The organism is Myxococcus sp. AM010, assembly GCF_013372585.1.
Classification (GTDB): domain Bacteria; phylum Myxococcota; class Myxococcia; order Myxococcales; family Myxococcaceae; genus Myxococcus; species Myxococcus vastator.
The window spans coordinates 40498-53030 of the sequence record NZ_JABXEO010000021.1 but is presented as its reverse complement, the minus strand read 5'-3'; the positions used below and the strand labels follow the sequence as shown (position 1 = coordinate 53030).

The 12533-nt window shown below is 69.6% G+C and carries 13 protein-coding genes and 1 riboswitch; of the genes, 5 read left to right on the top strand and 8 right to left on the bottom strand.

All coding sequences use genetic code 11. The annotated features are described in order from the left end of the window. Window positions 1-135: 135 nt before the first annotated feature. The gene (locus tag HV826_RS13200; RefSeq protein WP_176417370.1) at window positions 136-1335 is read right to left on the bottom strand and encodes an MBL fold metallo-hydrolase; all 1200 of its coding nucleotides are present in this window, start codon (window positions 1333-1335) and stop codon (window positions 136-138) included. Between the two features lie 64 nt (window positions 1336-1399). Next, on the bottom strand, window positions 1400-1720 hold the full coding sequence (gene sugE, locus HV826_RS13195; protein WP_176417369.1) for a quaternary ammonium compound efflux SMR transporter SugE: 321 nt from the start codon (window positions 1718-1720) through the stop codon (window positions 1400-1402). Between the two features lie 17 nt (window positions 1721-1737). After that, a riboswitch (guanidine-III (ykkC-III) riboswitch) is annotated at window positions 1738-1801 on the bottom strand. A 232-nt stretch (window positions 1802-2033) separates the two neighbouring features. Here sugE and HV826_RS13190 point away from each other — a divergent pair. After that, entirely contained in the window at window positions 2034-2399 is a 366-nt protein-coding gene (locus HV826_RS13190; protein ID WP_176417368.1) for a hypothetical protein, read from the top strand. 195 nt (window positions 2400-2594) lie between these two features. Then, window positions 2595-3215 carry a hypothetical protein gene (locus HV826_RS13185; RefSeq protein WP_176417367.1) on the top strand — a complete coding sequence of 207 codons (621 nt, stop codon included), beginning with the start codon at window positions 2595-2597 and terminating at the stop codon, window positions 3213-3215. 44 nt (window positions 3216-3259) lie between these two features. Here HV826_RS13185 and HV826_RS13180 read toward each other — a convergent pair whose 3' ends face one another. Further along, window positions 3260-4402 carry a hypothetical protein gene (locus tag HV826_RS13180; RefSeq protein ID WP_176417366.1) on the bottom strand — a complete coding sequence of 381 codons (1143 nt, stop codon included), beginning with the start codon at window positions 4400-4402 and terminating at the stop codon, window positions 3260-3262. Between the two features lie 193 nt (window positions 4403-4595). Here HV826_RS13180 and HV826_RS13175 point away from each other — a divergent pair, with 193 nt between their 5' ends. Next, window positions 4596-5600 (top strand): formylglycine-generating enzyme family protein, encoded by a 1005-nt coding sequence (locus tag HV826_RS13175; protein WP_176417365.1) that lies wholly within the window; start codon window positions 4596-4598, stop codon window positions 5598-5600. 5 nt (window positions 5601-5605) lie between these two features. Here HV826_RS13175 and HV826_RS13170 read toward each other — a convergent pair whose 3' ends face one another. From HV826_RS13170 to HV826_RS13155, 4 genes are read right to left on the bottom strand one after another with little or no spacing between them, the layout of a single operon-like run. Next, window positions 5606-6607 (bottom strand): NAD(P)H-quinone oxidoreductase, encoded by a 1002-nt coding sequence (locus HV826_RS13170; RefSeq protein ID WP_255217197.1) that lies wholly within the window; start codon window positions 6605-6607, stop codon window positions 5606-5608. Continuing rightward, window positions 6594-7121: a MaoC/PaaZ C-terminal domain-containing protein gene (locus HV826_RS13165; protein WP_163781990.1), complete on the bottom strand. Its 528-nt coding sequence runs from the start codon at window positions 7119-7121 to the stop codon at window positions 6594-6596. The genes HV826_RS13170 and HV826_RS13165 overlap by 14 nt, the downstream gene beginning before the upstream one ends. Then, window positions 7118-8008, bottom strand: coding sequence for an aldolase/citrate lyase family protein (locus tag HV826_RS13160; RefSeq protein ID WP_255217196.1), 891 nt, complete (start codon window positions 8006-8008; stop codon window positions 7118-7120). Before HV826_RS13160 ends, HV826_RS13165 begins: the two co-directional genes overlap by 4 nt. A gap of 18 nt (window positions 8009-8026) precedes the next feature. After that, window positions 8027-9241, bottom strand: coding sequence for an aminotransferase class I/II-fold pyridoxal phosphate-dependent enzyme (locus tag HV826_RS13155; protein WP_176417364.1), 1215 nt, complete (start codon window positions 9239-9241; stop codon window positions 8027-8029). Window positions 9242-9579: 338 nt separating this feature from the next. Here HV826_RS13155 and HV826_RS13150 point away from each other — a divergent pair, with 338 nt between their 5' ends. Further along, window positions 9580-10392 (top strand): GNAT family N-acetyltransferase, encoded by an 813-nt coding sequence (locus HV826_RS13150; RefSeq protein WP_176417363.1) that lies wholly within the window; start codon window positions 9580-9582, stop codon window positions 10390-10392. Window positions 10393-10471: 79 nt separating this feature from the next. Then, the gene (locus HV826_RS13145; RefSeq protein ID WP_176417362.1) at window positions 10472-11182 is read left to right on the top strand and encodes an iron-containing redox enzyme family protein; all 711 of its coding nucleotides are present in this window, start codon (window positions 10472-10474) and stop codon (window positions 11180-11182) included. A 116-nt stretch (window positions 11183-11298) separates the two neighbouring features. Here the strand turns inward: HV826_RS13145 and HV826_RS13140 are convergent, their stop codons facing one another. Beyond that, a complete protein-coding gene (locus HV826_RS13140; protein ID WP_176417361.1) occupies window positions 11299-12393 on the bottom strand; it encodes a helix-turn-helix transcriptional regulator in 1095 nt (364 codons plus the stop codon). Between the last annotated feature and the right edge of the window lie 140 nt (window positions 12394-12533).

Below are 12533 nucleotides of genomic sequence, written 5' to 3'. Positions count from 1 at the left end.
GGGCGGCTGCGTGCGGGGGTGCAATCCCTCGGGAAACCACTACTCCGCGGATACGTGAGGCCGCTTTCTCAGCGTAAATTCACGCCGGACATGGACTTCGCCTGGCGCAGCTGACGTCAGGTCCTCCGCGGAGCCTCAGGGCGTGTCGCCAGCGACAGCCGCCGTCCGCACCGTGCTCCACCACGCCGTGTCCGCCCGCTCCCGCGTCGGCTCCACGGGACGCCCCAGGACCGGCGTAAGCAGGCTCACGCCTCGCTCGCGGGCCTCGGCCGCCAGCTCGTTCGCGGGCGCGTCCCAGGCGTGCAGCGCCAGGTTGAACGTCCCCCAGTGGATGGGCAGCAAGGCGCGCCCACGCACCATCTCATGCGCCTTCAGCGCCTGATGCGGCCCCAGGTGGATGCTTCCCCAGGACGGATGGAAGGCGCCCACCTCGAACATGGTGACGTCGAACGGACCGAAGCGGCGGCCCACCTCCGCGAACTCCTCCGTCAGCCCCGTGTCTCCGCTGAAGAAGACCCGGTGCCGCGGGCCCAGCAGCGTCCACGACGTCCAGGACGTGCTGTCGCGGTCCGTCAGGCCTCTACCGGAGAAGTGCTGCGCGGGCGTGGCCACCATCCGAAGGCGGCGCTCCCCCTCCCCCAGTGACACCTCCTGCCACCAGTCCAGCTCCACCACGCGCTCCGCCGGAACGCCCCACTTCTCCAGGTGCGCCCCCACGCCCAGCGGCACGTAGAACTTCACCTGACGCGGCACCAGCGCCCGGATGGTGGGCATGTCCAGGTGGTCGTAGTGGTCATGCGACAGCAGCACCGCGTCCACGTCCGGCAGCGCCTCCAGTGGCAGCGGAGGCGGATGGAACCGCTTGGGCCCCGCGATGGTGGACGGCGACGCGCGCTCGCCCCAGATGGGGTCGGTGAGGATGCGGAAGCCGTCAAGCTCCACCAGCAGCGTGGAGTGGCCCAGCCACGTCACACGCAGACCGCTCTCCGGCGGCTTCGCCAGCGCCGCGGCCACGTTCCGCTCCATGGGCAGCGCGGACGGAGGCGTGCGCTGCTGCGTGCCGAAGAGCAGCTCCTTCAACGTGCCCCAATCCGGTCCGTTCCGCGGCAGCGTGGCACCGGCGGTGTTGAGGAAGACGCCGTCCTGGTAGCGCGGCGAGGCCTGCATCCGCTCCAGGCGCGCCCCCTCCGCACGCGCGCCCAGGGACTGGAGGCCGTCCGTCGTCGTCCAGGTGAGGACGGCGCCAACCCCAGCGCCCAGCCCCACCACGCCCAGGGCATAGCGCCACCGGCTCCGCCGCTTCGGACGACCTCCACCCAGGAACACATTGCGCATGGCCCCAACGTGTAGCGCTCCCGTAGGGACCGCGCCTGCGAAATCAGCAGCGGCGGGCCAACAGCTACCGGCCGCTGGTGACCTTCAAGCCCACGATGGAGATGACCAGCAGCGACACGAAGAAGAGCCGCGCGGGCGTGGCGGGCTCCTGGAAGAGCACGATGCCCATGATGGCCGCGCCCACCGCGCCAATGCCGACCCACACTCCATAGGCCGTGCCAATGGGCAGGCTCTTCGTGGCGAGCCCCAACAGCACCATGCTGGCGACGATGGCGCCGCCCGTGAGGACGCTGGGTACCAGCCGGGTGAAGCCCTCGGTGTACTTGAGCCCGATGGCCCAACAGACCTCGAGCAATCCCGCGATGACGAGGAGAATCCAGGACATGACGTACGACTCCCGTTGTCGCGTCGTCTTGTCCTGACCGGGTACGGCGCGCCTCGTCCGGGCAAGGCGACCTCACCACGAGGGCGCCCGCCGCCCCTGTATAGAGGCCCGCCGCCCCTGGTTCAACTGGATCGCCGTGGCACTGGCCCGGGCCCTGCCGGGCAGCCACGCCCCGCGCCACCGCCCGCGGTGCTGGCGCACGAGCACGCGGCGCTCCGTCACGCCGTCGCGAGGACCATTCCCTCGGCCCCGGGCGCCTCCCAGCTTGAAGAGACGCGCATGACTCAAATGACAACGAATTGGAGAAAGAGCGATGAAAGGATTGTTACTGGGGACAGCCTCGATGCTGGCCCTGTGGGGCTGCGCGAACAACGACGCCAGCGAGCGGTCGGCCGCGTGGCAGGAGGACCCCGACAGCACGGGTGAGTATTTTGAGCCCGCGGCGGAGAAGGAACGCGAGTCGAGAGCCGCGTCGGACGAGACGGTCTACGACGACTCCGCCACGGGTGGCAGCGGACAGAACGAATCCGTGACGAACGAGTCGGGGACGTGGGACACGCTGGAGGAGCCGGGTGGCGATGAGCCGCGAGTCCAGCCGAAGCCGGAGCGCGATGTGCCCAAGGCGGACTCGGAGGTCATCGACGAAGGGCCGAACATCCCCCGCCCGGTGGAGCGCTGAGCGCAGGCCGAGTGCGCGCCGCCTCCCCGTCCCCCCCCCAGGATGCGCGGGCGTCTCGTGATCCGCATCAGCACCTCCGCCACCAACAGGCACCCGAGGGAGGGCTCGCGGCGGAGCAAGGCTGGTCCAGGTTGAACCGGGCGACCCACGGTCCCAGCTTCTGACGGAACAACCCATCCGTCGGAGGCACTTGAGATGAAACGAATCCAGGCACTGGTCGTGGCGGGCGCGGTGTGCGGAGGCGGTGGGGCCCTGGCCCAGGATGCGGCGAACATGAGAGGGCTCACCGTCACCGTGGGCGGCGGCGTGGAGGGCTACAGCGGTGGGCTGGCGCCCCGCCTCGACCCCGGCGCGGCGTATGGCGCCACGGCCACGCTCAAGCCGTCCACCGTGCTGGGCATCGAGGTGGGCTACACCGGCGCCATCAACAAGATCGACTTGCGCGGCCTGGAGGAGCTGGCGCGAACCCCGGACATCGTCCGCAACGGTGGGCAAGCGGTGGCCACCATCGGCCTGACGGCGAGCCCCGTGCAGCCCTACCTCCTCGGCGGCATCGGCATGAACTGGTACAACGTCCGCCGGGGCGGCGAAGTGTTGGGCTACCGCGACGACACCGCCGGCGCCGTGCCGCTGGGCGCGGGGCTGCGCTTCTACACGGGCTCCTTCACCGCGGACCTGCGCGCCAACTACAACCTCCTCTTCGACCAGGAGCTCGTCCCCACGCTGCCCCCCGCGGAGAACCAGCCCGTGACGGACGTCACCTTCGCGGGAGGCTCCAGCTACAACGCCATGCTGAACCTCGGCGCAACGTTCTGAGCGCGCGTCCGGATGACCGGGCTCGGAGCCACTCTGGGCCCGCGTCACCGCAGACCGTCGTGGATGAACTTGAGGACGGCGAGGAACTGCCGGTCCACCACCAGGAGCAGGACCAGCGGCGCCAGCGCCGAGCCCACCACGGCCTGCAAGGCCAGCAGGTCCCAGGGAAACAGGCGCATCTTCCGCGCCAGGGTGAAGGCCGTGCCGATGTCCGCAAGCGAGGACAGCTCCGGCGCTCCCAGCAGCTCCGGCTCCGGTCCGCGCCGGAACCACTTGTGTTCGAACTGCCGCGAGTGCTTCGACGCGACCTTCGAGAAGGCCTCATCACCCAGGCGCTTCGCCCGCACGAGCTGGGGCACGAAGAAGCTCATCGGCGCGAACACCAGCACCACCGCGCCGGCCGCGATGACCATCAGCGGAATCACATAGGCCACGGGGTTGGCCGACAGACCCTTGGGCTCCACCCGGGACGTGTACGCCGCCACCACCACGGCCAGGGAGAACACCACGGGCGAAAAGCTGGCCTGGCAGAGGGGCAGGAACCCGAGCCCGCCCATCATGTCCGGATGTGTCGGCACCAGCGTCAACGGCAGCCGAGACACGCGCAGCAGGAAGGCGCTCCACACGACGCCGCGCCAGATCCACCGGAGCGCCAGGAACCGGAACAGGGGCTGGCTCACGGCCAGGTTCCACCAACCCGCCATCGAATACCCGTCACCGCTGAGGGTCCACGACCGGCTGGCGTCGGCAGGGGCGATGAACGTGAGCGCATACGCCAGGATGAGCAGCAGCGCCTCCACGACATAGCTGTCCCGCCACCGCATGACGCGACGGGCATCTTCTTCGAACGTCTGAAGGCCATCCGTCGCCACCAGGTTTGAATTGAGGAACTGGCGGACCGCGGCCGACAGGCGGCAATCAATGTAGGGCTCCGCGACGAGAAGCACGGGCAGCGCGATCAACAACTGCGCATGGACCTGGAGCTCCATGAACAGGGAGTTCACGGTCGCACCGCCCGACGGCAGCGTGAAGAGCAGCAGGGGCAGCCATCCAATCGCCGAGAAGGCCAGCGCCCGCCACACCAGGTCATGGCGCTTGCGCGGGCCCCGCCGGAGCCGGCGCTCGGTTTCGAAGAGCAGCCCGCCCTTCACCAGGGAGAATTCAGCAATCGTCGAATGCGGGTCCATGTGGGCGCCGTCTCCACGTTGGGGATGCGTCCAGGAACCCACAAGCGGCCTCCGCGCCAGGGACGACCGGGAGGCCCAGGCACGGACACGAGGCCTACCCCCGAGGGCCGGATTGCTCCGTGCCGCGCGGCCCCCACGTTTCAAGCCGGGGCACGGCGCGCCCCTCCGTTCTCGCAGGGAAGGAGGCACGCACATGAGCATCGACGTCGTCGACGAAGTCGCGGCCCGGGGCGGCCGGCCCCTTGAGGGCGGCACGGCGCAGGAAGCCCGCTCGCTACCGGGCATGGTCTACATCCCTGGTGGGACGTTCTGGATGGGCTCGGACCACCACTATCCGGAGGAGCGGCCGACGCATCAGGTGACGGTGACGGACTTCTGGATCGACAGCCAGCCGGTGACGAACTCGGACTTCGCGCGCTTCGTGGAGGCCACCGGCTACGTCACCGTGGCCGAGCGCCCCTTGAACCCCGACGACTTTCCCGGCGCGAATCCGGCGCTGCTCGTCCCGGGCTCGCTCGTCTTCAAGAAGACGCTGGCGCGCGTGGACCTGCGGGACTTGACGCAGTGGTGGTTCTACACGGCGGGCGCCTGCTGGAAGCACCCTGAAGGCCCGGACAGCACGTGGCAGGGACGCGAGCAGTACCCGGTGGTGCACGTCTGCTTCGAGGACGCGCTCGCCTATGCGCACTGGGCGGGCAAGGCGCTGCCCACCGAGGCGGAGTGGGAGTACGCCGCGCGCGGAGGACTGGAGCGGAAAGTCTACGTCTGGGGCGACGAGTTCGCGCCGGGGGGCAAGCTGATGGCCAACACCTGGCAGGGCGAGTTTCCCTGGCGGAACCTGAACACGGACGGCTTCGAGGGCACGTCCCCCGTGGGCAGCTTCCCACCGAACGCCTTCGGCCTCTTCGACATGGCCGGCAACGTGTGGGAGTGGACCTCGGACTGGTACCAGGAGCGGCACGAGAGCCACGGCGGGAAGCCCTGCTGCATCCCCGTCAATCCCCGGGGACCGGCCACGTCGGATCGCAGCCTGGACCCATGCCTGCCGAAGGTGAAGATTCCCCGGCGCGTCCTCAAGGGCGGCAGCCACCTGTGCGCGCCCAACTACTGCCTGCGCTACCGCCCGGCGGCGCGCTCACCCCAGGCCGAGGACAGCGGCACGTCGCACATCGGGTTCCGCTGCGTCGTCCGCCCCTGAGCCGCCTACAGCTCCAGGACTATCTTCCCGAAGCTGGCATTGGACTCCATGCGTCGGTGCGCGTCCGCCACGCGCTCCAGCGGAAACGTGGAGTCGATGATGGGACGCACCCGCCCCGCCTCCAGCTCCGGCAGCCACCGCTCGCGGAAGCGGCGCGTGACGGCCACCTTCTCTTCCAGGGGCAGCGGGCGCAGCGACATGCCGCGAAGCTGGAGCCGGCGCAGGATGGCCTGCCGCACGTCCAGCGCGCCCTCCATCCCGTCCAGCACGCCCAGCAGGAGCAGGCAGCCGCCGAACTTCAACACGGACAGGTTCCGCGCCAGCGCCGCGCCGCCCACGAAGTCCGCCACCAGGTCCACCCCCGCGCCTCCCGTGAGGACGGGCAGCTCCCGCGCGAAGTCCTGCTCGGTGCGCAGCACGCCCGCCTCTCCACCCAGGGCCAGGCAGCGGCGGCGCTTCGCCTCGGTGCTCACCGTGAAGAACACCCGCGCGCCCACCGCGCGGGCCACCTGGATGCACGCGGTGCCAACGCCGCTGCCTCCCGCGTGGACGAGCACCGCCTGTCCCGCGCGCAGGCCGCCCAGCTCCAGCAAGGCTTCGTGCGCGGTGAAGAAGGCCTCCGGCGTCGCCGCCGCCTCCACGAAGCTCCAGCCGGCCGGCATGGGGATGGCCATCCCCGCCTCCATGAGGCATGCGTCCGCGTAGCCGCCGCCATCCACCAATCCGAAGACACGCTGGCCGGGCTCGAAGCCGTGCACCTCCGCGCCGCGCGCCTCCACCTCGCCCGCGACCTCCACGCCAATCAACGGACTGGCCACTCCCGGAGGCAGCGGGTAGGCCCCGCTGCGCTGGAGGATGTCTCCGCGATTGAGGGCGGACGCGCGCACCCGGACGCGGAGCTGACGCGGACCCGGCATCGGACGCGGCAGCGCACACAGCCGGAAGACCTCCGGCCCGCCCGGTCTGTCCTGCGTCACCGCGCGCATCACCGCGTCAGTAGTTCGCATCCACGTCCACGCTGTGCTTCTTGAGCGGCACCAGGAACGAGCGCTCGAACGTCATGAACACGGTGCCGTCCGCCTTCACGCCCTTCGTCTCCACGGAGACGATGCCCTGCGTTCCGCGGGAGCGGGACCTGCGCTTGGCCAGCACGCGGCTCTCCGCGTAGATGGTGTCCCCCACGAAGACGGGCGCCGTCAGCCGGACCTTGTCCCAGCCGAGGTTCGCCACGCCCTTCGCGCTGGTGCTGTTGAGGCTCATGCCGCCGACGATGGCCAGCGTCACCAGGCTGGACATCAGCGGCCGCTTCCACTCCGTCTTGCTGGCATACACCGCGTCGATGTGCAGCGGATGCGTGTTGAGACACAGCAGGGACTGCCACATGTTGTCCACGTCGGTGAGCGTGCGCCCGGGCCGGTGCTCGAACACGTCCCCCACCTCGAAGTCGTCGAAGTAGAGGCCGTGCGTCTCGCGGTAGCGCTGCTTGCCCACCTTCTTGTGGGCGGTGACCATCTTCTTCATGTGTCTCCTGTCCTGGCGCCCTGCCGCCGGGGCGCGGACTCCAGCTCCTCCATCCGGTGCTCGTTGGCCAGGACCCGCCGCGCGGCCGCCACCAGCGGAGGCCCCACCATGCCGTTGCCCAGGCGCCGGATGCCTCCCTTCCCGTCCTCCGCCTGCGCCACCACGCGGCGCGCGTGGTCCACCGAGCGCGCGCACGGACGCAGGGCCCGGTGGACGGCGGCCACCTGGGCCGGGTGGATGACAATCTTCCCGCCGAACCCCAGCGCCCGGGCGCGGCGCGTCTCCTCCTCCACCGCGTCCAGGTCCGCCAGGTCGAAGTACGGTGAGTCGATGGCGGACAGCCCCGCCGCCCCCGCCGCCATGGCGATGCGCGCGCGCGCGTACAGCATCGGCTCCCACGTCAGCGGGATTCCCAGCTGCGCGGACAGGTCGGCCGCGCCGAACACGAGCCCCTGGAGCCGCGGCGTCGCGCTCGCGATGTCCTCCACCGAGGCCACGCCCCGCGACGTCTCGATGATGGCCAGCAGCGCCACGTCCGGCAGCCGGGGACTCAGCAGCGCGTCGAGTTGTTGCAGCTCGGCGGGTGACTCCACCTTGGGGAGCAGGACGATGTCGGGCCGGGCCCCCGTGTCCAGCAGGGCCAGCACGTCCCGGAGCCCGTCCTCCGTGCGCAGGCTGTTGATTCGCAACGCCATGGGGCGCGAGCGGCGGCCTCGCGCCAGGTGCTCGGTGGCCAGGTGGCGTGCCTCGGGCTTGAAGGCCCTGGGCACGCCGTCCTCCAGGTCGAGCAACCCCACGTCCGCGCCCACCTCCGCCGCCTTGTCGAAGCGCGTCGGCTCCAGCGCGGGCGTCACCAGCATGGACCTGCAAGCCATGGACAACGGCATGACGCCACCTCCACTCACTCAGGCTGTGGGTGCGGAAATCTCCCGCACGGCGTCGCACAAACGCCGCACGTCCGCCTGCGACAGGTTGGACCGCAACATGATGCGCAGGCCCGCGCGTCCCTTCGGGACGATGGGGAAGAACACCGCCGACGAATAGAACCCGCGCTCCAGCAGGCGCCGCGAGCGCTCCACCGCGACGTCCTCCGGGCCGACGTCGATGACCTTGATGGGGAAGTCCTCGCCCGCGGTCCGCGTCGGGATGTGCTCGTCGAAGAGACGGATGTTGGCGCGCAGGGCCTGCTGCCGCTTCGCCAGCTCCGGCGTGCTGTGGATGCGCGCGGAGGCCATGCTGGCGCCAATGGCGGGGATGGACAGGCTCTGCGACCAGCCCAGGGGCCCGGCGAAGCGCCCCACCAGGTCCGCGTGCTGGCTCGGCCCGAGCATGACGGCGCCACCCGCGGTGCCGAAGCCCTTCCCCAGCGACGCGATGATGATGGTGCGCGGGTTCAGCTCGCTCCCCGCCAGCGTCCGCACGAAGCCCTCCCCCGCCGCGCCGTAGACGGAGAGCGCGTGGGAGTCATCGAAGTACAGGAACAGGCCGTAGCGGTCCTGGAGCGCGAGCAGCTCCTTCACCACCGCCGCGCCGCCCATCGAGTAGAAGCCGTCCGCGACGTAGGCCACGCGCGCGTGCTTGCGGCAGGCGTCCTCGAGGAACTCGAGGTCATTGTGCGGCGACGTCAGCACCTCCGTCTCGTCCGCGCAGATGGGCTTGATGAGGTTCATGGAGAAGTGCGCGGACTTGTCGAAGACCATGACGGGCCGCGAGCCCTCCGGCAGCAGGTGCCCGGATGCGATGAGCGGCAGCAGGCCCGCGCTGGCGTAGCTGGCCGTGGTGGTGACGATGACCTTCGAGCGCCAGAGCGTGGACAGCCTCGCTTCGAGCTCGTCCAGGATGGCCAGCCGGATGCGCAGCCGGGAGATGGCCATGTCCATGGTGCGCTCGCGCTGGAGCACGTCGATGGCGCCCTGGAGCACCTCGGGCTCGGCGTCCAGGCCCAGGTAGGAACACGAGCACATGTTGATGAACTCGCGGCCGTCCGGCAGCGCGAGCGTGCCATGCCCCGTGTTGTGCACCGCCAGGTCCAACAGCCCCGCTTCCTTCGCCGCCTGGAAGGACGGGTTGCCGTGGACAATCATCGACTCGCTGTTGCGGTACCGGTTCTTCCCTTCCATCGACGCCTCCTTCAAGAGCGCGCGTCGACCATGTTCTGACTATTCACGCCTTCCTGGGAAGGTCAGCCCATGAATTGCTCACGAGCCATCGTTCGCGCGCACAACGGCAGTGGAAACTTGGAGCCAGAGCCCGGGTGCCGGTTTGACCCGCCCGTGTTGGTGAGCCTGCCTGGCAAGGGACCGGGCATGCGAGCAACGCGGCTCATGAAGGCACGCGGGAGTCGTGGCTGTCGCTCGTGGGGCGCTCCAACTCCGAGGTCGAACTCGCGTCACCTGCGACGAAAGAACGTGTGAGGGCGGCGAGACACTCGCCCGCCTCACAACCAGGAGCGTACCCAATGACGTGCAGGCACTGGCGCTGGCGTGTTGCCACCACCCAGCGGGAGCTCGATGACGTGGCTCGCATCCGCTGGGCTGTCTTTGGCGGAGAAATGGGACTGCTGCCCGAGCAGTCCGCGCTGTCTCGGCGGGAGGTGACCTGCGTCGACACGCTCGACACCACGGTGCACGTGCTCGTCTACGCCGGCGACGAGCCGGTGGCGACCATGCGAGTGGCGTTGCCCAACGCGGAGGTGGCGGCGAACCTGGGTGGGAAGGTGGGGCTCGAGATGGAGCAGCAAGTGGACCTCTCGGGCCTGCTCCAGCCGGACAGGCTGTTCGCGGAGCCCTCGCGCTTCTGCGTGTTGCCGAAGTGGCGGCGCTCGGAGGCCGTTACGTGGCTGCAGGCGGGCATGTACACGGAGAGCCGGCGGCGCGGGGTGACGCACTGGATTGCGTCCGCGAACCTGGAGACGGACTCGCCCGAGGACGCGCTCCTCTCATGGAAGGTGGCGGCCCGTCGGGGGTGGCTGAGTCCGCACTGGCGTGTGGCCGTGCCCGACCCGAGGCGGGCCCCGGTGCATCCCCGCAGTCCCTTCTACACGCCGGAGGAGCGGGCGAAGGCGGCGCAGGGGCTGTTGGACGGGCTGCGGCTGCCCAGGGCGCCCGCGCTCTTCGCCACGACGATGGGGGCGCGCTTCATCGCAGAGCCGCTCTACGACACGTATTTCCAGTGGTTCACGCTGCCGCTCGTCATGGCGCTCGCTGAAATCCCGGCGGACTCCGTGGCGCGCTTCCTCGCGTTGGAAAACAGCGCGAGTCCCGCCGCCTAGAACGGGGCGGTTCCTCCCTTCCTTTTACCTTCAACACGCTGCGACCGGGAGCCCCACGGGCACCGGACAGGAGACGTACGTGCGAACACAGGCGGAGCATGACGCGGGGACGAATTGGTTGGCGGCGCTGGACGCGGAGGCGCGAGGACTGGTGGCGGCGGTGGATGCGCAGCCCGACGCCCGCCGCCTCTTCGACGGCACCCTCGACACGGCGGGCTACATCCACTACCTCGTCCAGACGTACCACTACGCCCGCTGGAGCACGCCGATCCTCGGCGAGGCGGGCGAGCGGCTGAAGCGGCTGGGCCGGCACCCGGAGCTGGCGGAGCTGCTGATCCAGAAGGCGGAGGAAGAGCGAGGGCACGACCGGTGGCTGCTGTCGGACCTGAAGAACCTGGGGTGCCCGGAGGCGTCCGTGGAGACGGCGGCGCGGAGCCCGGCGGTGGAGGCCTATACGGGGTGGAACTTCTTCACGTCCCGCGCGGGCGTGCCGACGGCGGCGTTGGGGACCTCGTACGTGCTGGAGTACCTGTCGCAGACGCGGGCGGGCGTCTGGGCCAAGCGACTGCAGGAGGTGGCCGCCATTCCCAACATCCACAAGTCCGTGACGTTCCTGCGCAGCCACGGGGCACTGGACGGAGACCACGTGGCGGAGATGGCGCGGCTCCTCGGGCGGCTGACGGAGCCGGAGGACCAGGAGGCAATCCTCTTCTCGGCCCGCGTCGCCCGGAGCGTCTACCCGTGCATCTTCCGTGAGGGCGGCGCCTCCGGCCTACCCCTCGGGAGGTAGAGACAACCGCACGCAAGCTGGGGGAACCTCCCGTTTGAACCCTTGCACTCGGGAGGCGCCTTCCCATGCGGTCCCTCACGGCAGTCTCCGCCCGTCGCGAGGGTGCGCGGGCTGCGTCACACCGGCCTGTTGAGGTGGGCTGCCTGGTAAAGGAAGTCGACGCGGCCGTCGACGCCCAGCTTGTCGAAGAGGTTTCGCACGTGGGCCTTCACTGTCTGGCCCGAGATATTGAGTTCATCGGCGATTTGTCCATTGGACCAGTTTCGAAGCACGCCCCTCGCGATGTCGAGCTCGCGGGGCGTGAGCGCGCGCTGCATGTCCAAGGGGAGTGGGATGGAGTGGGGAAGCTCGGACAGCAGGAGGGCCCATTGCCGCGGTCCGTCACTGGCGGGCAGCTCGACGAACCGGCACGTGCGGTAGCCCTCGGGATGGTTGATGACCCAGAGGTTCTTCCCAATCCGCGAGTCCGCGTCCATCCGAACCAGGGCATCCAACTGCTCCTGGAGGACGCGAGGCAGCCCGGAGGCGTGGAGGTCCGAAGGGGTGAACCAGCGCTCCAGCAGGGCGGTGGCGTGCAAGGAGCGAGACACCTCGCGAGTGGGAGGCTTCAAGACAAGGAAGGCGCAGTCCTTGCGATGGTAGAGCTCTTGAAGCAGCTGCGCGCCAGCGGTCAGGTCCTGATAGGCGTGGCAGTTGCCCAGGGTGCTCGCCAGGTGTCTGGTGAGGCCGGAGAGGGCGGTGATGCTCTGGGACGGGAACGGGTATCGTTCGTGCCGGTAGAACGCGAGGGCGCCAACGAGACCGGGCCGGATGGGCACGAGGACGGCCATGATGTGTTCCAGGCGCGGCTCCAGCTCCAGGCTGCGCTGGTAGATGAGGGTGCGTTCGTACTCCGCGCGAGAGAGCAGCTGCGTATCGCAGATGGGCACTCCGGGCCGGGCGAGGATGGGGTCCCGGAGGAAGTCATGGTCGACCACGCCGGCATACTCCTCGAGGATGGGGATGGGAGGGCCCGGGACGTGCCATCGGAAGTCGAGCGAAGGCGCGACGCGCATGAGGCACAGGGCCATGGAGTCGGCCTGGACGAACTCGAGAAGCGGCGCTCGAGTCGCTGACAGGACCTCCGGAAGGGACAGCGAGCCGCAGAGTGCCTCGGTGACCCTGTTCCGAGCCATGAGCTCGTGAGCGTTGAAGTCCATCGGGTTGAACATCCGCCTCTCCTTGTCAGACAACTCCGTGAGGTGTGCGGGGATGTCCTCCGTCCCTAACTCCGGACTGAAAATCCGTCCCTCACCCCTGGGGGGTATTGACAGAATACCTTACGGAGGCCTGGGCGCGTTGCGTCAAAGAC